The organism is Pseudomonas sp. OV226, from assembly GCF_003148705.1.
GTDB lineage: Bacteria > Pseudomonadota > Gammaproteobacteria > Pseudomonadales > Pseudomonadaceae > Aquipseudomonas.
This window is the reverse complement of the sequence record NZ_QGGS01000030.1, coordinates 16,351-36,745: the sequence shown is the minus strand read 5'-3', so window position 1 is coordinate 36,745 and position 20,395 is coordinate 16,351. Positions and strand designations below refer to the sequence as shown.

Genomic DNA, 20,395 nt, shown 5'->3' with positions numbered 1-20,395 from the left:
AGCCCTGAGCTTAGCCAGTGAACCGGGTCGAGGAGAAGCGTAATTTTCGGCCCGGATTGATTGCTCGTTTTTCGGTTGCCATCAATCGGGCGCTCGGCAACACTCTCGTCCCGATCAAGGAAGGAGTGCACCGTGAGCCCCGTCGATATCGTTCGTTTACTGTCACTGGCGGCCATTTGGGGTGCGAGCTTTCTGTTCATGCGTATCATCGCCCCAGTGATTGGCACAATCCCCACGGCTTTTTTCCGTGTGTCGATTGCCGCCGTCGGCCTGCTGGTGATTGTCGCGCTGATGCGCATCAGCTGGGATTTCAAAGGCAAGCTAAAGACCGTGATGTTGCTCGGGGTGATCAACTCCGGAGTTCCGGCGACCCTGTATTCCGTGGCCGCCCAAGTGTTGCCGGCCGGGTACTCCGCAATCTTCAACGCCACCACGCCGCTGATGGGCGTGCTGATCGGCGGGTTGTTCTTCCATGAAAAGCTCACCGCGGCCAAGCTCGGCGGGGTGTTTCTCGGGCTGCTCGGAGTTGGCGTGCTGACCCGTGCGGGCCCGGTGGCGTTCGACATGCAATTGCTGTTGGGCGCCCTCGCCTGCCTGATGGCCACGACGTGCTATGGCTTCGCCGGCTTTCTCGCCCGCCGCTGGCTGGACCAGGCCGGTGGTCTCGACAGCCGTTTGTCTGCGTTGGGCAGCATGCTGGGTGCGACGCTGTTTCTGTTGCCGTTGTTCGGGTACAGCGCGATCAGCCAACCGCCGGCGAGCTGGGGTGGCTGGAATGTCTGGTTGTCGTTGCTGGGGTTGGGTCTGGGATGCACGGCCCTGGCGTACGTCATTTACTTCCGTTTGCTCAGCTCGATCGGGCCGGTGAGGTCGATGACCACGACCTTCCTCATCCCGCCGTTCGGGGTGTTGTGGGGCGCGTTGTTGCTGGATGAGCCGCTGTCCATGGCGCATATCTATGGCGGGGTGTTGATTGCGGCGGCGTTGTGGCTGGTGTTGAAACCGGCCAAAAAGGTTACCCAGTAATTTTGTGGTGCTGCTGATGACGCCATCGCGGGCAAGCCCGCTCCCACAGGGCTGGGTATTGAACACAGAATCTGTGCACGACACCCATCACTGTGGGAGCGGGCTTGCCCGCGATGGCGTCAGTTCAGACACTACAGAGGTGAATCGCTAACCTCCCCATCCACCAACCGCCGAATCCCCAGCGGATTGGCGTTTTGCAACGCCTCGGGCAACATCGCATCCGGGTAATTCTGGAAGCACACCGGCCGCAGGAATCGATCGATCGCCAGCGTCCCCACTGACGTTCCCCGCGAATCGGACGTTGCCGGGAACGGCCCGCCATGCACCATCGCCTCGCACACCTCGACCCCGGTCGGATAGCCGTTGAGCAAAATCCGCCCGACCTTTTCCTGAAGCAACTCGGCCAGCCAGCGGTATTCCAGCAACTCCCCGGCCTCGCCAATCAGCGTCGCCGTCAATTGCCCGCGCAATCCGTGCAACGCCGCCGCCAACTGCGCCTGGTCCTCCACCTCGATGACGATAGTCGTCGGCCCGAAGACTTCTTCCTGAAGCAGTTCATCGCCCTTGAGCAACAGACTGACATCAGCCTTGAATACCTGCGGTTGCGCCTGATTGCCCGCTTGCCGTCTGCCTGCCAGGTGCGTCAGCCCCGGATGTTCGTGCAACTCCGCGAGCCCTCGGCTGTAGCTGACCAGGGCACCGACGTTGAGCATGGTTTGCGCCGGTTGCTGGTTCATGCTCGCGCAAAAAGTTTCCAGGAAGGAGCTGAACTGCGGCGAACGCAGGCCAATGACCAACCCCGGATTGGTACAAAACTGACCACACCCCAGCGTCACCGAACCGGCCAGTTGCGCAGCGATTTGCTCACCGCGTACCGCAAGCGCTTCGGGCAACAAGAACACAGGGTTGATGCTCGACATCTCGGCAAACACCGGGATCGGCTGCGGCCGGGACGCGGCCAGCTGGCTCAGGGCATTGCCGCCCTTGAGCGAACCGGTGAAGCCCACGGCCTGAATCGCAGGGTGTTTGACCAGCCACTCACCGACGCCCCCGCCGTAGATCATGTTGAACACGCCGGCTGGCATTTCGGTGCGTTCGGCCGCCCGGATGATGGCGTCCGCTACCCACTCAGCCGTTGCCATGTGACCGCTGTGAGCCTTGAACACCACCGGACAACCGGCGGCCAATGCCGAAGCGGTATCGCCGCCGGCGGTGGAAAACGCCAGTGGAAAGTTACTCGCGCCGAACACGGCGACTGGCCCTAAAGCGATGCGGTACTGACGCAGGTCCGGACGCGGCAACGGCTGGCGGTCCGGCAGTGCCCGATCAATTCGCGCACCGTAGAAATCCCCGCGACGCAGAACCTTGGCGAACAACCTCAATTGCCCGCTGGTGCGTGCGCGCTCCCCCTGGATACGCCCGGCGGGCAGCGCGGTTTCACGGCAAACGGTGGCGACGAAATCGTCACCGAACGCATCGATTTCATCGGCGATGGCCTCGAGGAAGCGTGCGCGCTTTTCCGCGCTCAGGCTTCGGTAGATCGGGTAAGCGGCAGCCGCTGCTTGGGCGGCGGCAGACACTTCCGCTTCCGACGCCTGAATGAAGGTGCCCGGCAGCGGCTCGCCGGTCGTCGCATCAAGGCTTTGCAGGTGCAAGGTCCCATTGGCGCTGCGGCGCCCGCCGATGTAGTTGTGTCCGAGTGGCAATGTCATGAGGCTTTCCTTTTGAACACTCAAAGCGCACGAACCTGACCGATAGCCAATGGCTGGGCACTTTCGCCGATACCGTTGACTAAAGGCGCGCCGAACTCGTCGAGGCTGATCTGGAAACGATCCCCCGGCCGGGTTTTGACCCCGTCGGCAAACGACAGCGTGGCGGTGCCGAAGTAGTGCACATGGACATCGCCAGGGCGCAAAAACTGCGCATATTTGAAGTGGTGGAATTCAAGGTTGGCGAGGCTATGGCACATGTTGTCTTCGCCGCTGAGAAACTCCTTCTCCCAGATCGTTTCGCCGTTGCGCTTGATCCGGCTGGTACCTGCCAGGTGTTTGGGCAACTCACCGATGCGCAGTTCCGGCCCATAAGAACAGCAACGCAACTTCGAATGCGCGAGGTACAGGTAATTGCGCCGTTCCATCACATGGTCAGAGAACTCGTTGCCCAGCGCATAACCGACGCGATACGGCTGGCCGTCATCGCCGATGACATAGAGGCCGGTCAGCTCCGGCTCCTCACCGGCATCTTCAGCGAACGGCGGCACCGGGAAGTCCGCCCCGGGGCGCACGACGATGCTGCCGTCGCCTTTGTAGAACCACTCCGGTTGCGCGCCCACCTCACCGGCCGCCGGTTTGCCGCCCTCAAGACCCCACTTGAAGATGCGCATGGTGTCCGTCATGTCGGCTTCGACTGCGCCGTCATGCTGGTGCATTTTGTCCCGCGCCGAAGCACTGCCCAGGTGAGTCAGGCCGGTGCCGCTGATCAGGCAATGGGCCGGGTCTTCGTGGTCCAGCGGTGGCAGGACGCGGCCTTGGCGCAATAGCTGCGCATAGTCCGGGCCGGGCTCGGTACCGCGCAGGGCCACTTCTTCTTGCAGGCTACGCTGGCCGCGGATCGCCGCGAGCGCCAGTTCGCGAGTGCTGCGGGTGTCGCGCAGCACCTGAATCTGTGCCCCATCAACCAGGCCAACCTGGCGCTGCCCGGCGGTGTTTTCAAATTGAATCAGGCGCATGACGGCCTCCAGAAAGTCGGGGATGGCGCCGCAGGCATGCGACGCCCCAAGGTCACTCGATGATGTTGAAGTCACTCAGGTATTCATCGGAGATTTCCAGGCCCAGGCCCGGCGTGTTGTCGTCGAGCTGGATGTAACCGTTGACCGGTTGTGGCTCGCCCTTGAATACGTAGTAAAAGAGTTCGTTGCCGACTTCGACATCGAATACCGGGAAGAACTCGGCCATCGGCGAGGCGGTGGTGGACATGGTCAGGTGATAGTTGTGCATCTGCCCGGCGTGAGGAATGACCGGCACCGACCAGGCTTCGGCCATGGCGTTGATTTTGCGTGCGGCGGTGATGCCGCCAACGCGGTTGGTGTCGTACTGGATCACGTCGACGGCGCGGCGTTCCAGCAGGTCTTTGAAACCGTAAGAGGTGAATTCGTGCTCGCCGCCGGAGATTGGCATGATCCCCATTTTTTTCAACTCGATGTAGCCTTCAATGTCATCGGCGATCACCGGTTCTTCGAGCCAGCGCGGCTCGAACTCGGCGAGTTTGGGCAACATGCGCCGCGCGTATTCCAGGGTCCAGCCCATGTAGCATTCGAGCATGATGTCGATGTCGGGGCCCGCCAGATGGCGCAACGCGCGCACTTGCTCGATGTTCTTGCGCATGCCCGCCGGGCCGTCTTTCGGGCCGTAGCCAAAGCGCATCTTCAGCGCGGTGAACCCCTGATTCAGATAACCCTGGGCTTCTTCGAGGAACAGGTCGAGGTTGTCGTTGGCGTAGAGTTTGGAGGCGTAGGTCCAGATTTTTTCCTTGGTGCGTCCCCCGAGCAACTTGAACACCGGTTTGTTCACGGCTTTACCCATGATGTCCCATATGGCGATGTCGATCGCCGAGATCGCCGCCATGCCGATGCCTTTGCGCCCCCACGCGTGGCTCTGACGGTACATTTTCTGCCAGATGTATTCGTTGTCGAACGGGTCTTCGCCGATGGCAATCGGTGCCAGGTAGGTGTCGATGATTTCCTTGGCCACACGTGGCGCGAGGGCGCAGTTACCGATGCCGACCAGACCGGTATCGGTCTCGACTTCCACCACCAGCCAACCGTGAAAACGGAACGAGCCCATGGCATCGCCACGCTCGAACAGGATGTCGCTGGCGTTAGTGCAGAAGTGCGCCTGAGGCGGAACGACTTTGCCTTTCCACTCAAAAACGCGGGTACGGATTGCTTTGATTTTCATGAATACAGTTCCTTGCGCTGCCGGCTTCTTGTAGTTGTTGAGTCGCGTACGCCGAGCCGCTCGGGGGCGGGTTCCGGGCATTCGATGGAGCGACTTTAGCCAGCGCTCGGGGGGCGCGGATAATCACTTATGCGTATCCGGCGATAACCTGGGGTGATCGCTAAAAGTGTTTTTCAGATAGATAAAGTTATCGACCACACACAAACAACTGTGGGAGCGGGCTTGCCCGCGATAGAGGTAGTACAGACACTTTGGTAGTGACTGTCAGACCGCCATCGCGGGCAAGCCCGCTCCCACAGGGTCCAGGGTGGACAGGGGATTTATGATATTGAGATCAGGGATCAGTAGTTGTTGGTGCCCATCCGGCACGCAATCTCGAACGCCTGGCGAATCGCCCCGACATTCGCCTTGCCCTGCCCCGCGATATCAAATGCGGTGCCATGCGCCGGGGTGGTAATCGGAATCGGCAACCCGCCCTGCACCGTCACCCCACGAGAGAACCCCATCAACTTGATCGCGATCTGGCCCTGGTCGTGATACATCGTGACCACCGCGTCGAAGGCACTGGCATCGCCCTGCACCTTGAGGAAAATCGTGTCCCCCGGGTACGGCCCTTCCGCCGCAATCCCTAACGCCTGAGCGGTCCGCACGGCGGGGCCGATGATGTCCAGTTCTTCGCGTCCGAACGAACCGTTGTCGCCGTTGTGCGGGTTCAATCCACACACGCCGATGCGCGGCTTTTCCAGGCCATTGCGCTTGAGCGCGGTGTCGATCAACTGAATCGCTTCCACCACCCGCGCCTGGCTGAGCAGGCCCGGCACATCGGCCAAGGCGACGTGGGAGGTCACGCGTGACGTCCAGAGATTGTCGAGCACGTTGAACTCACAGAACGGCCCTTGAAAATCCAGCAGTTCGGCGAACCAATGCAATTCATCGCTGTGGGCCATGCCGGCCATGTGCAGCGAGGTCTTGTTCAGCGGCCCGAACAGCACGGCATCAGTGATACCGGCCTCGGTCAGGCGCAAGGCTTTCTCCAGGGTATCGAGGCTGTAGCGACCGCCGATGTCACTGGCTTCACTGCGTGCGAATTCGCCGACCGTGTCGCCGCGATAGTCGTAGAACAGCGGCGTGTCATCGACGAACGACAGTTGCTCCAGCGACTCCACGCGACGGTAAGGAAACTCCATCCCGGCGATGCGCATGCCGCGACGCATTTCTGCCTCGTCGGCGATCAGGATCACATTGGCCTGACTGCGCACCTGGGGTTCGGCGAGCAGGCGTGCGATCAGTTCCGGGCCGATGCCCGCCGGGTCGCCCAGGACCATCGCGATGGTGGTTTTGTTCATGCTTCACTCCTCAAGGGTTCGGGCCATGTCCGGTCAATGGCGCAAGGCTCGCAGCGATAAACCTGCTGCGCATTGCTGTAGAAAAGACGTTGCTGATCGGCACTCGGAAAATCGGCAACGATGGATTTGAAACCGCTATAGATGTCGTCGAACGAGCCGCACAGGCTGTCCACGGGGAAGTTGCTGGCGAACATCGCGCGGTCGCAGCCGAACATCGCTATGACTTCGCGCACGATCCAGGCGTTGTCCTTGGCGCGCCAACGCTGACCGCCCTGCCCCAGGCCGGAAATTTTCACCTGCACATTTGGCCATTGCGCCAGCCGCGCCATCGCCAGGCGCCAACCTGCGAGGCCTTCGGCACTGCGGTCGTTGGGCAATCCGGCGTGGTTGAGAATCAGCGTGGTGCCGGGAAAGTCCCGGGCCAGGCGTTCAGCTTCGTGCAAATTCCACCAGGGGGTCTGAAGGTCGAAATGCAGGCCCAGGCCTTCGAGCACGGCGTAGCTGCGGCGCCAGTGTTCGTCGCTCATCAAGCTACGCATGTGCCCAACCTGCTCCGGCGCGATCGGGCCGCCGGGTTTGTGGCGCACGCTGCGCACGCACTTGAAATTCGCTTGCTCGGTCAGCACTGCGATGGCGTCCGGATGGTCGAGCCAGGCTTGTGCGACGATCGCGTTCGGCACGCCATAGCGAGCGGCCAGTCCCTCGATGAAACGGGTTTCGCCAATCGGGTCTTGCGGGTTCCATTCGGTCTCGACATACACCGTTTGCACGACGTTATGGGCACCGGCATCGGCGAAGTAGTCATCGGGAAAATAGCGACGCTTGATCGCGCTGTAATCACCGTAGCGAAATGGGATGTTGGCCTCAGGCGCCAACCAAGGATGGTCATTGATCGCCGGGTCCCAGAAATGGTGATGCGCGTCTACGATCGGGCCGTCCCACAACTTAGTCATGACGCACCTCATCCAGGCTGATAAACAATGTGGCCAACACGAAGACCGCCGAGCACGCCGCAAAGAACCCCAGCACCGGCGCGAAACCGCCGGCCATTTGCACAATGACGCCCACCAGAATCGGCACCGCGATACCGCCCGTGCTGCCGGCCATGTTCATCACGCCGCCGATCAAACCGACCCTGGCCGGGGCTGCCAGCAATGCCGGAAAGCTCCAGTAAAGACTGCCCCACATCAGGAAAAACGCCGTCATGGCCAGCAACGCCACGGCGGCAAAAGGATCGCTCAGGGTCGGCAGCAACAGGAACGCTCCCAACGCCACGACACCGGAAAACGCCAGCAGACTCTTGACCGCCACACCGCGGCTCACACCTTTGCGAATCAGACCGTCGCAGAGGAAACCACCGGTCAACGACCCCAACGCACCGCAGATGAAAATCACGAACGTCGCCGCGCCAATGCCCTTGATATCGAAGCCGCGAGCCTGCGCCAGGTAACTCGGGCCCCAGGTCAGCAAGCCGAAATAGACCATCGCCCAACTGGCGCGACCGATCAGCAGCCCCGTCAGTGAACGGGCCGCGATGCCCAGGCCCTTGACCGGCGCACGGGCGGCTTCGGCAGCCGGCGTGGCGCGTCCGGCGTTGATCTTCTCCAGCTCCAGGGCATTCACTTGTGGATGCGTGGCCGGGTCATCGCGCAGATAACGCCGCGCCAGCCAGGCCAGCACCAGAGTGGCGATGCCGGCAATCACGAAGGCCAGGCGCCACGAGTCCAGCGAAGCAATCAGGTAGGCAATGATCAAACCACCCACGGCCACGCCCAACGGGCTGCCACTGTCCATCAACACCGCGCCGCGACTGCGCTCACTCGGCGCCAGCCACAGGGAAATCAGTTTGCCACCCGAAGGAAACAGAGGCGCTTCGGCGGCGCCCAGCGCCACCCGGGCAAACAACAATGACAAGCCGCCCGTGGCAAACGCCGCCAGCACCTGAAACGTGCCCCACAAACCGGTGGACCAACTGATAACCCGGTGCGGGCCGAAACGGTCGATCAGCCAGCCGCCGGGAATCTGCAACAGCGCATACGCCCAGAAAAAGCTGCTGAGGATCAGCCCTTGCAGGCTCGGCGACAGGGAAAACTCATGGGCAATGGTCGGCATCGCAATGGACAGCGACACCCGGTCGATCAGGTTGACCATGGTCAACGCAAAGATGATCGCAAAGATCCGCCAGCGTACGCTGCTGGCTTTGCTCGCACCGGAGAGCGGGACAGCCGCTGCCGTTGATTGAACACCTGCTGATTGAACACCAGAGTTGTGCAGATGCAGGGAAGCACTGGGACGAGCCATGGTGCGTACCTCGATTTATTATTCTTGTGGTGACGACATGCCGCTGCGTGGCGGCGTTGGTGAGCACTATCGAAGGCTCAGTGATAACCGTCTAATCAAAACTTGAAATCAGGCGATAGCCACGAGTTATGGCATGCCCTGCTTTCAGGCAGCTTTCAACGGGCAGCGGCCCTTTCGGCTTTCCTCGAAAACCGCTCTGGCGCACAGCCTGGCGCCTCAGCTGCCACTTTCACTGCCCAGACCTATAACCCCAGGCTATCGGTGTATGTATTGTTTTGACTAGACGCGGGCCCTGAGGCTTCACACACTCAGGCCAGGCTTGCAGCAATCGAGCATCGACAAGCCACTCATAACAACTACAAAAACGAGGCCCTTCCATCATGCGAAATGCATTCGTCCGTCGCACCTCCCGTTTGTTTCTCGGCTGCACACTGATCGCCGCAGGCGCCCTTCCCGCTCTCGCCAACGCTGCCTGGCAGCCGGACAAGAACGTCGAAATCGTCGTCGCGGGTGGTCCCGGCGGCGGCACTGACCAACTCGGTCGCCTGATCCAGTCGATCATCACCACCCACAAGTTTCTCGATGTGAATACCATCGTCCTGAACAAGGGCGGTGGCAATGGTGCCGAAGCCTTTCTCGACCTGAAAATGAACAAGGGCGACCCGGAAAAACTGGTGGTCGGCACCAACAACATCTACCTGTTGCCGCTGGTGTCCAAGCTCGGTTACCAATGGCAGGAACTGACGCCCGTCGCCGCCGTGGCCGAAGATGACTTCATTCTCTGGAGTTACAAAGACGCCCCCTGGAAGGACGCTAAAGGCTTCTACGCCGCAGTCAAGGCCGACCCATCGAACCTGCGCATGGGCGGCAGTCAGTCCAAGGACGTCGACCAGACCCTGACTTTGCTGCTGAACCAGACCAACAACAGCAAACTGGTGTACATCCCGTTCAAGAGTGGCAGTGAAGCCGCGACCCAACTGGCCGGCAAACACATCGCCGCCAACGTCAACAATCCCAGCGAAAGCATCAGCCAATGGCGTGGCGACCAGGTCGAGCCGCTGTGTGTCTTCAGTAAAGAACGCATGAGCTACACCGAGAAAGTCGCCGGTGACAAATCCTGGGCCGACGTGCCGACCTGTCACGAAGAAGGCCTGGGCATCGATCAGTACCGCTTCCCGCGCACCGTGTTCATGCCGGGCGACGTCACTGCCGAACAGCGCGCGTTCTATGTTGAGCTGATGCGCAAAGTCACCGAGACGCCGGAGTTCAAGGCGTACGTGAAGCAGAACGCGCTGGTACCGACCTTCCTCGAAGGTGAGCCACTGACCGCCTACATTGAGAAGGACACCGCCCGCGTGACCCCGGTGTTCAAAGAAGCCGGCTGGCTGAAAAACTGAGTCGCCAACGGCCGTCCGCACGCGCACGGCCGTCATCTGCTGGAGGTGTTTCATGTCCCATTCTTCGGATTCACCGGCGCTGGTCGGCACCCGCTGGGTCGAGCTCGGCCTGACACTCTTCACCACGCTGATCGGCGCGGTGGTGATGTTTGGCAGCGTCGAACAAGGTATCGGCTGGGGCGATTCCGGCCCTGAGCCGGGTTACTTCCCCTTTTACATTGGCCTGCTGTTGAGCGCCGCCAGCGTGGGCAACGGCGTATTGACCGTGGTGCGCTGGCAAGCCCTGAGCGTTTCATTCGTCAGCCGCAGCGCATTCAAGCAAGTGCTGTCGGTGTTCATCCCGATTGCGCTATTCGTCGCTGCCATGCCGTTCACTGGCATCTACGTGGCCTCGGCCTGTTTCATTGCCTGGTTCATGTGGCGTGACAAGGTCCGCGTCAAACCGTACGGCAAACTGATGATCGGCACGGTGTCGCTGGGCGCTGTACTTGCCAGCTACCTGATTTTTGCGCTGTGGTTCAAGGTCCCGCTGGATGCCGGCCCGATGGGCGACTGGATTGCCCTGGCCGGGAGAAATTTCAAATGAGCGAGTTCGATTCCCTGCTGCAAGGCATGAACCTGATCCTGACCCCGGGCCACATTGGCCTGATGGTGATCGGCGTACTGCTGGGCATTCTGGTCGGCGTGTTGCCCGGCCTCGGCGCCCCCAATGGCGTGGCGTTGCTGCTGCCGCTGACGTTCACCATGTCGCCGGTGTCGGCGATCATTCTGCTGTCGTGCATGTATTGGGGCGCGCTGTTCGGCGGCTCGATCACTTCGATCCTGTTCAACATTCCCGGTGAGCCCTCATCGGTGGCGACGACGTTCGACGGTTACCCTATGGCCCGTGAAGGCCGCGCCGCCGAAGCCCTGACTGCCGCATTCAGTTCCGCGCTGATTGGCGCATTGGCCGGGGTGTTGCTGCTGACATTCCTGTCGACCAGGATTGCCGCGTTCGCCATGTCGTTCAGCTCGCCGGAGTTCTTCGCGGTGTACCTGTTGGCGTTCTGTACCTTCATCGGCATGAGCAAGAACCCGCCGCTGAAAACCGTGGTCGCGATGATGATCGGTTTTGCCATGGCGGCGGTCGGCATGGACACGGTGTCCGGCAACCTGCGCCTGACCTTCGACCAGCCAATCTTGATGACGGGCATCAGTTTCGAAGTGGCGGTGATCGGTCTGTTCGGTATTGGTGAAATCCTCTGCACCGTCGAGGAAGGCCTGGTGTTTCGCGGCGAGCATGCGCGCATCACGCCGATGGTGATTCTGCGCACCTGGGCAAAGCTGCCGCGCTACTGGTGGACGATTGTGCGCAGCACGCTGGTCGGTTGCTGGATGGGCATCACCCCCGGCGGCCCGACTGCTGCGTCGTTCATGAGCTACAGCCTGGCGCGGCGATTCTCGAAGAACCGCGAGAATTTCGGCAAAGGTGAACTCGAAGGCGTGATCGCTCCGGAAACCGCCGACCACGCGGCGGGCACCAGCGCCCTGCTGCCGATGCTGACCCTGGGCATTCCCGGCTCGGCCACGGCAGCGGTGATGCTCGGCGGCTTGATGATCTGGGGCCTGCACCCTGGCCCGACGCTGTTCGTCGAACAGCATGATTTTGTCTGGGGCCTGATCGCCAGCATGTACCTGGGCAACGTGGTCAGCCTGATCGTGGTGTTGGCCACCGTGCCGCTGTTTGCCTCGATCCTGCGGATTCCGTTTTCGATCATTGCGCCGATCATCATCATGGTCTGCGCCATCGGTGCCTACTCGGTACACAACTCGTTCTTCGACGTGGTGCTGATGCTGGGCTTTGGCGCGCTGGGTTATCTGTTCAAGAAACTCGGTTATCCGATTGCGCCACTGGTACTCGCCGCCGTGTTGGGGGACAAGGCTGAAGATGCGTTCCGTCAGTCGATGCTGTTTTCCGATGGCCATTTGGGGATCTTCTGGTCCAACCCGCTAGTGGGTAGCCTGACCACGGCGGCGTTGCTGATGCTGTTCTGGCCACTGATTTCCAAGGCGCTGGGCGGCCTGATGGGCCTGCGCAAATCCCACGTCGCCAAACCCAAATCGGTGCTGTGACACGGCAATGCTGGCAACGCCTGACATTTGTTGGCAGGCTTGCCGCAGACTTCCCAGCGAGCCACGGCCCATGACCCGAATTCCTGCTGCCAATGTGATCCACAGTCGCCTGCGCCTGCGCCAACTGCGGTTGATGCTGGCGTTGCAGGAGTTCGGCTCGTTGCGCCGCGCGGCCGACCATATCGGCATGACTCAACCGGCCGCGACCAAGATGCTCCACGAAGCCGAGGACTTGCTCGGTGTCGAACTGTTCGAACGCCTGCCACGGGGCATGCGCTCTACCGCGTTCGGGGAAACCGTTATTTATTACGCGCGCATGGTGTTTGCCGAACTCAGCGGCATGCGTGAAGAACTGGTGGCACTGGAATCCGGCAACCTGGGGCGAGTCGCGGTCGGTGCGATTCCGGCACTGGCGTCGGGGCTGTTGACTCGCACCATCGCCACGCTGAAACAAAGCCATCCCCGACTGTCCATGAGCATCCAGGTCGATACCAGCGACGTGTTGGTCCAGGCGCTTTTGCAGGATCAACTGGATATCGTGCTGGGGCGGATTCCGGCCGGTGCACGCGCCGAAGAGTTGCTGTTTGACAGCCTCGGTGAAGAAGCGTTGTGCGTGATCGCCGGCGCGAAAAACCCACTGGCGCAGGAAAAACAACTGAGCTGGGCGGAGCTGCAGCACATGACCTGGGTACTGCAACAGCATCCCAGCCCGATGCGCGCCATCATCAATCAGGTGTTTCACAACGCGCGGGTCGATATCCCCAGCAGCATCGTCGAAACCACGTCGATCATGACCTTGCTCTCCCTGGTCCAGCAAACCGACATGCTCGGCGTCACACCGGTGTCGGTGGTTGAGGATTATCCCGGTCGTGATCTGCTCGCCATACTGCCGATCAAGTTCGAAGCGCGGCTGCCACCCTACGGGCTCATCACCCGCCGCCATCGCATTCAGTCATCGGCGATGCAGGCGTTCATGAATTCGGTACGGGCCGAGCATGCGCTGGCCAAATAAAAAGACCCGGAGCCAATGCTCCGGGCCTTTGGGTGTTTACGCTGTCTTACGGAAGACGAAGACCAAGCCGACGATGATCAGCAGCATGCCCAGCAGGCTCAACGCCGCCAGCCTGTTGCCGAAAATCAGATAGTCCATCACCGCCGTTACCGCCGGCACCAGGTAAAACAGACTGGTGACATTCACCAGATTGCCCCGGGCGATCAGGCGATACAGCAGCAACGTCGCCAGCACCGACACCACCAGCCCCATCCACAACACCGGCACGATAAAACCTCTGCTCTGTTCGAAATGAAACGGCTGGAACGGTACGAAGATCCCGCACAGCAACAGCCCCGCCAGGTACTGCACCGGCAAAGTGCCCAGAGGATTGTCGGTGATGCGCTTCTGCATGATCGAGCCGAACGTCATGCTCGCCAGCGCCAGCAAACCGTAGAGCATGCCGGCCAGTGACATGCCGGCCAGACCGATGCCCTGATACACCACCATGATCAATCCGGTCAGGCCCAATGCCAGACCGAACATCCGGCTGATGGAGCGCTGACGCTCCATGATGACCACCGTCAGAATGGGCTGTACACCCATGATGGTCGCCATCACACCCGGCGTGACTTTCAGGTCCAGGGCCAGCAGATAGAAAATCTGATAAGCCCCCAGCAACACCATGCCCGTGGCCATCGCATACAGCATCGGCATACCGCCCTTGGGCAACTTCAGCTTGAGCAACGGCACCAGCAACACCAGACCGCACAAGGCAATCACGAAGCGAAACAACAGAAAGGCAAACGGTGACGCGTGGGCCAGGCCCCATTTGGAGAAGATCGCCCCACTGCTCCACAGCAGGACGAACAGGCTCGTGGACGCCGCCGCGAGCGCGGTTTTTTTCGAAAGGACAAACATGAAAACCACCTGTAGTCAGGCAAAAAGCCAACTCAGCCGAAGCTGAAATTCAGTTGTTTTTTCTGGGGGCACAGGGGAACAGCAAAGAGACGCTGATCAGCCCGAAATGCCAACACCCGGCGGCGATACGACTGCACACACCGGTGTGTTACTGACAGGTGGGGGGTAATGACTGATCTGCGCAGGCTGCTGATTCCCGCACGGCATGACACCAGCGTTGACCGCTGAATCGACTACCGCGTTGATGTGGGATGCAGGCATGGGCTGATCTTTTTTGATGAGGTTGACGGTGGGCTGGAAATCACCGTGCGCCGACTATAACCAGCGACTGACATGGATTGCAATGACTTGGACAAAGGGCCAGTAACGACAGCCGGAGAAGTGCTGCTTACTCTGAGTGAAAGGGAATCGCCCGCGTTGGGAGGACAGGGAATGCAAGAGATCACATGCCAAGGGAACGGACGTGTCTGCGGTATCAGTTGTATAAATCAAGGGCTCGAAAGCTGGCTGCCGCTAGTACTTCCCAGCTTCAACATGAACTGGAACTAGCCGGCCCAACCGCCCTCGATTTATCCAGGGTGCGCTTCGAAGCGATCAACGCGCAGGCACTGGGTGCTTTCGAGCATTGGGAACATCCACATTTTTCGTGGGGCGACGTTGTTGGATGGAAAGCTCGAGAGCCATTGGCTCTGGATATTGCCATCTGGTTCGAGGACGAACTCTGTGGAATGTGCTTCGCGAATCCAAACAAAAGTCGGTTGCGAATCCGCATCGTGCGACTGGAGGGGCGTCCAAAGGAAGCACATCCATTGAAAAATCGCGTGGCGACACTGTCGATGATTGCCATTGAACACTACGCAAAAATCATCGGCAGCCGATTCCTCGAAGTTCAGGAGCCTCAGGAAGGTGCGGTATCAATTTATCAGGAGCTTGGCTTTGACTTCGACACAGAAGGCCGGCTTGTCAAAACATTGGAGCACCTTGTATCGTGACAATTGTTCAATTAGTAACCAGCCACGGAGGGAATATGCGCAAAGTCATCAAGAGGTCCGCCACAAGGAAAAGCTCGCGCACTACTGAAGACAAGACCATCGCTGTAGAACTGACTGCCAGTCAGCGGCGTCTCTTACAGATACTTGTCACGGGCACCGAAGGCGACGAACCGAGCCTGCTCGCAGGACGCCCTTGAAAAAGGCGAAAAAAAACCGCTCCAGGGAGCGGTTTTTCATTTCTTGACGGGTCTCACCCAAACAACCAATACCCCAACAACGTCAGCACCACCACCGCCAACACCGGCCGCAGAACGCGGTAGGCCTTGGGGTTGCGACGTTTCCACTTTTTGATCACGCCGCTGAACTTGTCGCTGGAATTCTTGCTCCAGGCATACACCCGGTTAATCCCGCCGACGCGTTCATCATCAAGGTTTTGAGGTGCTGTGGCGCGACCGAGCTGACTGCTGATCCAGCGGTTAATGCGGGTCATGACGCGGTTGCTCAACGGACGTTCGATATCGCAGAAAAGGATCACCCGGGTTTTCTCGGTTTCGTTCTTGACCCAATGCACATAAGTCTCATCGAACATCACGTCTTCGCCATCGCGCCAGGCGTATACCTGGCCATCCACAAAGATGCGGCAATCATCGGAGTTGGGGGTCGACAGCCCCAGGTGATAACGCAAGGAACCGGCAAACGGATCACGGTGCGGATTGAGGTGACTGCCACCCGGCAACAGCGCGAACATTGCACCCTTGACGTTGGGAATGCTGCTGACCAACGCCACGGTTTTCGGGCACAGGGTTTCGGCCGATGGCAGTGGTTTGTCATACCACTTGAGGTAAAAACGCTTCCAGCCTTTCTTGAAAAACGAACCGAAACCGGCGTCGTTATTCTTCTCGGCAGCGCGGATGTAACCCTCGTCGAACAGGTGCATGGCCTCGTCGCGGATGACTTCCCAGTTGTCCTTGAGTACGTCCAGTTCCGGAAACTTGCTGCGGTCCAGATAGGGTTTGGATGGCACGCCGGAGAACAGGTACATCAAGGCGTTGTAGGGCGCAAACAAAGCCGAGTGGTTGACGAATTGACGCAAGACCGGCAGACGCGCCTTGCCACGCAAATGGACATAGAGCGTGCTGCAGAAAAATAGCAGCAACACCGACGTTTTCGCGGCAAACGAAAAACTCATCAACGACTCCTTGAGAATAGGCTCATTGCTCAACGCCTTTTACCCGACGTGGCAGTCGGCCATGATAAACATTCCCGACCTTGGGAAATACCCGCCCGTCGCAACATTCAGTATTAAAGATTGCGCAACAAAGCCCTTCTTAGCATAAGTTCCCTGAACGGAGGCTGACCTGATGTCCTCTGTCCATTATCAATGGCTACTTAGCCGCAGCCGCTGTTACTGCTGATTCTCCTGTTCGGTAAACAGATCGCTGAACAGCATGCTCGACAGGTAGCGCTCACCGGAGTCCGGCAGGATCACCACGATGGTCTTGCCCTGCATTTCCGGGGTTTCCGCCAGACGGACAGCGACCGCCATGGCAGCGCCGCACGAGATACCGCACAAAATCCCTTCTTCCTGCATCAAGCGCAGGGCCATGGCCTTGGACTCGTCGTCAGTGGCCAGCTCCACCCGATCAACCATCGTCAGGTCCAGGTTCTTCGGTACAAAACCGGCACCGATACCCTGAATCTTGTGTGGACTCGGCTTGATTTCTTCACCGGCGATGGCCTGGCTGATCACGGGTGAAACAGCAGGCTCCACGGCCACCGAGATAATCGGTTTGCCCTGTGTATTCTTGATATACCGCGAAACACCGGTGATGGTTCCACCCGTTCCGACCCCAGCCACCAACACATCGACCGCGCCGTCGGTATCGTTCCAGATTTCCGGACCGGTGGTCTTTTCATGAATGGCCGGGTTGGCCGGGTTGTCGAACTGCGCCGGCATGAAGTACTTGGCCGGATCGCTGGCAACGATGTCGCCCGCTTTTTCAATCGCGCCTTTCATGCCCTTGGCCGGTTCGGTCAGCACCAGTTCGGCGCCGAGTGCCTTGAGCACTTTGCGCCGTTCGATACTCATGGACGCCGGCATGGTCAGCATCAGCTTGTAACCACGTGCTGCGGCAACAAATGCCAGGCCGATGCCGGTATTGCCAGAGGTGGGTTCGACGATGGTCATGCCAGGCTTGAGTTTGCCGCTGCTCTCGGCATCCCAGATCATGTTCGCGCCAATCCGGCACTTGACCGAGTAACCGGGGTTGCGCCCTTCGATCTTGGCCAGGATGGTCACGCCGCGCGGGGCGATGCGGTTGATCTGCACCAAAGGCGTATTGCCGATGGAGTGGGCGTTGTCAGCGAAGATACGGCTCATGACTGGGTCCTTAGCTACAGCATGGAATTAGCGCATCAAGGTAAGCCTCTTGCCCTTGGGCGTCCAGTCAGGTCGAACGTCCGGCTGTCAGCGCAGTCAATGGTTTTACATCGCCAGAGATTTGCCACCATGAAACGTCGATACAGCTGGCCCCTGTGGATCTTCGTCGGCCTCGTTGTGCTCCTGATTGCCCTGCACATCGCCCTGCCCTACATGGTGCGCAACTACCTGAACGACAAACTGGCGAATATGGGTGACTACAGCGGGCAGATCACGGACGTAGACCTGGCCCTGTGGCGCGGCGCCTACAAAATCAACGGACTGAAAATCGTCAAAGTCGACGGCAAGGTCCCTGTGCCTTTCGTTAACGCACCTTTGATCGACCTCGCGGTCAGTTGGCACTCGCTCTGGTACGACCACGCGGTGGTGGCCCATGTGCAGTTCTTCAATCCCGAGGTGAACTTTGTCGATGGCGGCGCCAATAAGCAGAACTCTCAGACCGGTCAGGGCACCGACTGGCGCGCACAACTTGGCAAATTGTTACCCATAACCCTGGATGAGGTGCAGATCCACGACGGCAAGCTCAGTTTTCGAAACTTCAACTCCAAGCCACCGGTGAACATGAACGCCACGCAGGTCAACGCCAGCATCTATAACCTGACCAACGTGGTCGACACTAAAGGCAAGCGAGACGCCCGCTTCGACGGTAAAGCCCTGCTGCTGGGGCATGCGCCACTGGAAACCAACGCAACGTTCGACCCATTGAGCAATTTCGAAGACTTCCAGTTTCGCCTGCGCGCCAAGGACATCGAACTCAAACGCATGAACGATTTCGCCGCGGCCTACGGCAAATTCGATTTCAATGCGGGCCACGGTGATGTGGTCATTGAAGCGCAAGCCAAAAAAGCCCAATTGACGGGCTATATCAAACCATTGCTCAAAGACGTCGACGTGTTCAACTGGCAACAGGACGTGGAAAACAAGGACAAAGGGATCTTCCGGTCCATCTGGGAGGCCATCGTCGGCGGCTCCGAAACCGTGTTGAAAAACCAGGGCAAAAACCAGTTTGCAACCCGAGTGGAACTGCGCGGCAATGTGCATCGGCAGGATATCAGCGCGTTTCAGGCGTTTTTGCAGATTTTACGCAATGGTTTCATCCAGGCATTCAATGCGCGCTATGAGCAGCCGAAGCCGGAAGCGGGCTAAGGTTTGCGTGTGACGGTATAGCGCCCCGTTGTTTCTGCGGCCCGTGTAGACGTTGATTGCTGTTGCAAGAAATCCCATCCCAGACAGGCCAAGGCTAACGATCGTGGCACCGCTTCACGGCCACTACTATATCGGGTGATGCTCCGCGCACTCACCCCAAGCGCCTCCGCTGCCTGATTGAGTGACAAACCGGTGCGAGCGCGCCATTCAATGAACGTTCGCGTGTTTTCATCGGGAGAGTTTTGAGCGAGCGCATCCAGATACAACGTATCAGCCCCTATCTGGATGTCCAGGTCAGGCCACTCGACGCTCCAGCCATCATCGGCCAACGCGGCCCCTTCAAACGCAGCCTGCGCCTGCAATGGCTGCACCCCTGGATAGGCTTGCAGGTCACGGCTCAAATCGAGTGTGAGTTGTTGGCCATCGATAAAGGTCAGCGCCAGACGGTTTTCCGGCAATGCCTGAACGGCCGAGAGCCGTGGTCGCTTCATGGGTAACATCGTTTCCAATCCTCCAATAACGGCACTTGATGGGCGCTGCCCCACTCGAGCGCTTCCTTGATTATCAGCGGCAGTGCCTTGCCCACCATGACTTCTACGGTTTCAAGGCTGAGCATTACATCCAGCCCACCCCCTGTCAGGTGGACATGGGGGTGGCGGATGATCCTTCTCGCGCAACTGAATACGGTACGTGTCGCGAAATCGATATTTAGTAGACATGCCCCGAAATCTATCGCCAAAATGGCGATAGCTCAATACTGGCCAGCAGCCGAGACTGAGTCAATATGTGACGTGCCATTCAGAGACTGAATAAGTCGTCTGCGTTCACAGTCGACCGGACAGCGCGGTATAGTCGGGCATCACAATTATTGCGTCCCGGCCTGCATTACTCAGGTCGGCGTCACCGTTCGAGGATTAGCAGATGAAGTTCGAAGGCACCCAGGCCTACGTCGCCACCGATGACCTGAAGCTGGCGGTCAACGCCGCCATTACCCTGGAACGTCCACTGCTGGTCAAGGGCGAGCCAGGTACAGGCAAAACCATGCTGGCCGAGCAATTGGCCGAGTCCCTTGGGGCCAAGTTGATCACCTGGCACATCAAGTCCACCACCAAGGCGCATCAGGGCCTGTACGAGTACGACGCGGTCAGCCGCCTGCGCGACTCGCAACTGGGCACGGAAAAGGTCCATGACGTTCGCAACTACCTGAAAAAGGGCAAGCTCTGGGAAGCCTTCGAATCCGAAGAGCGGGTGATTCTGCTGATCGACGAAATCGACAAGGCTGACATCGAATTCCCGAACGACCTGCTGCAAGAACTCGACAAGATGGAGTTCTACGTTTACGAGATCGACGAGACCATCAAGGCCAAGAAGCGCCCGATCATCATCATTACCTCCAACAACGAGAAAGAGCTGCCGGACGCCTTCCTGCGTCGCTGCTTCTTCCACTACATCGCCTTCCCGGACCGCACCACGATGCAAAAGATCGTCGACGTGCACTACCCGGACATCAAGAAAGACCTGGTCAGCGAAGCGCTGGACGTGTTCTTCGACGTGCGCAAAGTGCCGGGGCTGAAGAAGAAGCCATCGACGTCCGAGCTGGTGGACTGGCTCAAGCTGCTGATGGCCGACAACATCGGCGAAGCGGTACTGCGCGAACGCGATCCGACCAAAGCCATCCCGCCGCTGGCCGGCGCGCTGGTCAAGAACGAACAGGACGTGCAACTGCTTGAACGCCTGGCGTTCATGAGCCGTCGCGGCACCCGCTAA

General features: G+C 59.5%; 18 protein-coding genes and 1 pseudogene. 8 read left to right on the top strand and 11 right to left on the bottom strand.

Annotation, left to right across the window (positions count from 1 at the left end; genetic code table 11):
- The first annotated feature begins 132 nt into the window (after positions 1–132).
- The gene (locus C7534_RS29645; RefSeq protein ID WP_109787967.1) at positions 133–1,026 is read left to right on the top strand and encodes a DMT family transporter; all 894 of its coding nucleotides are present in this window, start codon (positions 133–135) and stop codon (positions 1,024–1,026) included.
- Positions 1,027–1,157: 131 nt separating this feature from the next.
- On the opposite strand, the gene C7534_RS29640 is transcribed toward C7534_RS29645, so the two are convergent.
- The 6 genes from C7534_RS29640 to C7534_RS29615 form a co-directional block, all read right to left on the bottom strand.
- A complete protein-coding gene (locus C7534_RS29640; protein WP_109787966.1) occupies positions 1,158–2,738 on the bottom strand; it encodes an aldehyde dehydrogenase (NADP(+)) in 1,581 nt (526 codons plus the stop codon).
- Positions 2,739–2,758: 20 nt separating this feature from the next.
- On the bottom strand, positions 2,759–3,754 hold the full coding sequence (araD1, locus tag C7534_RS29635) for an AraD1 family protein (protein WP_109787965.1): 996 nt from the start codon (positions 3,752–3,754) through the stop codon (positions 2,759–2,761).
- A gap of 52 nt (positions 3,755–3,806) precedes the next feature.
- The gene (locus C7534_RS29630; protein ID WP_109787964.1) at positions 3,807–4,982 is read right to left on the bottom strand and encodes an L-rhamnonate dehydratase; all 1,176 of its coding nucleotides are present in this window, start codon (positions 4,980–4,982) and stop codon (positions 3,807–3,809) included.
- A gap of 341 nt (positions 4,983–5,323) precedes the next feature.
- On the bottom strand, positions 5,324–6,328 hold the full coding sequence (locus tag C7534_RS29625) for a 4-hydroxythreonine-4-phosphate dehydrogenase PdxA (protein ID WP_109787963.1): 1,005 nt from the start codon (positions 6,326–6,328) through the stop codon (positions 5,324–5,326).
- The gene (locus tag C7534_RS29620) at positions 6,325–7,281 is read right to left on the bottom strand and encodes an amidohydrolase family protein (RefSeq protein WP_109787962.1); all 957 of its coding nucleotides are present in this window, start codon (positions 7,279–7,281) and stop codon (positions 6,325–6,327) included. Before C7534_RS29620 ends, C7534_RS29625 begins: the two co-directional genes overlap by 4 nt.
- Positions 7,274–8,629: an MFS transporter gene (locus tag C7534_RS29615; RefSeq protein WP_109787961.1), complete on the bottom strand. Its 1,356-nt coding sequence runs from the start codon at positions 8,627–8,629 to the stop codon at positions 7,274–7,276. The genes C7534_RS29620 and C7534_RS29615 overlap by 8 nt, the downstream gene beginning before the upstream one ends.
- Positions 8,630–9,009: 380 nt before the next feature.
- Between C7534_RS29615 and C7534_RS29610 the strand changes: the two genes are divergently transcribed.
- From C7534_RS29610 to C7534_RS29595, 4 genes are all read left to right on the top strand, one after another.
- The gene (locus C7534_RS29610) at positions 9,010–10,026 is read left to right on the top strand and encodes a Bug family tripartite tricarboxylate transporter substrate binding protein (protein WP_109787960.1); all 1,017 of its coding nucleotides are present in this window, start codon (positions 9,010–9,012) and stop codon (positions 10,024–10,026) included.
- 52 nt (positions 10,027–10,078) lie between these two features.
- Entirely contained in the window at positions 10,079–10,612 is a 534-nt protein-coding gene (locus C7534_RS29605; protein WP_109787959.1) for a tripartite tricarboxylate transporter TctB family protein, read from the top strand.
- Entirely contained in the window at positions 10,609–12,138 is a 1,530-nt protein-coding gene (locus C7534_RS29600) for a tripartite tricarboxylate transporter permease (RefSeq protein WP_109787958.1), read from the top strand. Before C7534_RS29605 ends, C7534_RS29600 begins: the two co-directional genes overlap by 4 nt.
- A gap of 70 nt (positions 12,139–12,208) precedes the next feature.
- Positions 12,209–13,150: a LysR family transcriptional regulator gene (locus C7534_RS29595; protein ID WP_046033313.1), complete on the top strand. Its 942-nt coding sequence runs from the start codon at positions 12,209–12,211 to the stop codon at positions 13,148–13,150.
- A gap of 36 nt (positions 13,151–13,186) precedes the next feature.
- On the opposite strand, the gene C7534_RS29590 is transcribed toward C7534_RS29595, so the two are convergent.
- A complete protein-coding gene (locus C7534_RS29590) occupies positions 13,187–14,050 on the bottom strand; it encodes a DMT family transporter (RefSeq protein ID WP_109787957.1) in 864 nt (287 codons plus the stop codon).
- Positions 14,051–14,496: 446 nt separating this feature from the next.
- Between C7534_RS29590 and C7534_RS29585 the strand changes: the two genes are divergently transcribed.
- The gene (locus tag C7534_RS29585; protein ID WP_109787956.1) at positions 14,497–15,042 is read left to right on the top strand and encodes a hypothetical protein; all 546 of its coding nucleotides are present in this window, start codon (positions 14,497–14,499) and stop codon (positions 15,040–15,042) included.
- Positions 15,043–15,292: 250 nt separating this feature from the next.
- Here the strand turns inward: C7534_RS29585 and C7534_RS29580 are convergent, their stop codons facing one another.
- Both C7534_RS29580 and cysK read right to left on the bottom strand, forming a co-directional pair.
- Positions 15,293–16,231, bottom strand: a complete 939-nt coding sequence (locus C7534_RS29580) for an aspartyl/asparaginyl beta-hydroxylase domain-containing protein (RefSeq protein WP_046033311.1) — start codon at positions 16,229–16,231, stop codon at positions 15,293–15,295.
- Positions 16,232–16,447: 216 nt separating this feature from the next.
- Positions 16,448–17,422 (bottom strand): cysteine synthase A, encoded by a 975-nt coding sequence (gene cysK, locus C7534_RS29575; protein WP_109787955.1) that lies wholly within the window; start codon positions 17,420–17,422, stop codon positions 16,448–16,450.
- A 99-nt stretch (positions 17,423–17,521) separates the two neighbouring features.
- Between cysK and C7534_RS29570 the strand changes: the two genes are divergently transcribed.
- Positions 17,522–18,628: a DUF748 domain-containing protein gene (locus C7534_RS29570; protein ID WP_442963236.1), complete on the top strand. Its 1,107-nt coding sequence runs from the start codon at positions 17,522–17,524 to the stop codon at positions 18,626–18,628.
- On the opposite strand, the gene C7534_RS29565 is transcribed toward C7534_RS29570, so the two are convergent.
- Together C7534_RS29565 and C7534_RS29560 are read right to left on the bottom strand one after the other, a co-directional pair.
- A complete protein-coding gene (locus C7534_RS29565; RefSeq protein ID WP_109787953.1) occupies positions 18,625–19,128 on the bottom strand; it encodes a DUF2442 domain-containing protein in 504 nt (167 codons plus the stop codon). The genes C7534_RS29570 and C7534_RS29565 overlap by 4 nt on opposite strands.
- Positions 19,116–19,347 (bottom strand): annotated as a pseudogene (locus C7534_RS29560) (DUF4160 domain-containing protein). Before C7534_RS29560 ends, C7534_RS29565 begins: the two are co-directional and overlap by 13 nt.
- Before the next feature lie 202 nt (positions 19,348–19,549).
- Between C7534_RS29560 and C7534_RS29555 the strand changes: the two are divergent.
- Positions 19,550–20,395, top strand: a complete 846-nt coding sequence (locus tag C7534_RS29555; protein ID WP_046033307.1) for an AAA family ATPase — start codon at positions 19,550–19,552, stop codon at positions 20,393–20,395.

Bases quoted from the DNA above. Each gene is read 5' to 3' on its own strand.
- C7534_RS29640 (WP_109787966.1), bottom strand. From the start codon at position 2,738: ATGACATTGCCACTCGGACACAACTACATCGGCGGGCGCCGCAGCGCC.
- araD1 (WP_109787965.1), bottom strand. From the start codon at position 3,754: ATGCGCCTGATTCAATTTGAAAACACCGCCGGGCAGCGCCAGGTTGGC.
- C7534_RS29630 (WP_109787964.1), bottom strand. From the start codon at position 4,982: ATGAAAATCAAAGCAATCCGTACCCGCGTTTTTGAGTGGAAAGGCAAA.
- C7534_RS29625 (WP_109787963.1), bottom strand. From the start codon at position 6,328: ATGAACAAAACCACCATCGCGATGGTCCTGGGCGACCCGGCGGGCATC.
- C7534_RS29620 (WP_109787962.1), bottom strand. From the start codon at position 7,281: ATGACTAAGTTGTGGGACGGCCCGATCGTAGACGCGCATCACCATTTC.
- C7534_RS29615 (WP_109787961.1), bottom strand. From the start codon at position 8,629: ATGGCTCGTCCCAGTGCTTCCCTGCATCTGCACAACTCTGGTGTTCAA.
- C7534_RS29610 (WP_109787960.1), top strand. From the start codon at position 9,010: ATGCGAAATGCATTCGTCCGTCGCACCTCCCGTTTGTTTCTCGGCTGC.
- C7534_RS29605 (WP_109787959.1), top strand. From the start codon at position 10,079: ATGTCCCATTCTTCGGATTCACCGGCGCTGGTCGGCACCCGCTGGGTC.
- C7534_RS29600 (WP_109787958.1), top strand. From the start codon at position 10,609: ATGAGCGAGTTCGATTCCCTGCTGCAAGGCATGAACCTGATCCTGACC.
- C7534_RS29595 (WP_046033313.1), top strand. From the start codon at position 12,209: ATGACCCGAATTCCTGCTGCCAATGTGATCCACAGTCGCCTGCGCCTG.
- C7534_RS29590 (WP_109787957.1), bottom strand. From the start codon at position 14,050: ATGTTTGTCCTTTCGAAAAAAACCGCGCTCGCGGCGGCGTCCACGAGC.
- C7534_RS29585 (WP_109787956.1), top strand. From the start codon at position 14,497: ATGCCAAGGGAACGGACGTGTCTGCGGTATCAGTTGTATAAATCAAGG.
- C7534_RS29580 (WP_046033311.1), bottom strand. From the start codon at position 16,231: ATGAGTTTTTCGTTTGCCGCGAAAACGTCGGTGTTGCTGCTATTTTTC.
- cysK (WP_109787955.1), bottom strand. From the start codon at position 17,422: ATGAGCCGTATCTTCGCTGACAACGCCCACTCCATCGGCAATACGCCT.
- C7534_RS29570 (WP_442963236.1), top strand. From the start codon at position 17,522: ATGGTTTTACATCGCCAGAGATTTGCCACCATGAAACGTCGATACAGC.
- C7534_RS29565 (WP_109787953.1), bottom strand. From the start codon at position 19,128: ATGTTACCCATGAAGCGACCACGGCTCTCGGCCGTTCAGGCATTGCCG.
- C7534_RS29555 (WP_046033307.1), top strand. From the start codon at position 19,550: ATGAAGTTCGAAGGCACCCAGGCCTACGTCGCCACCGATGACCTGAAG.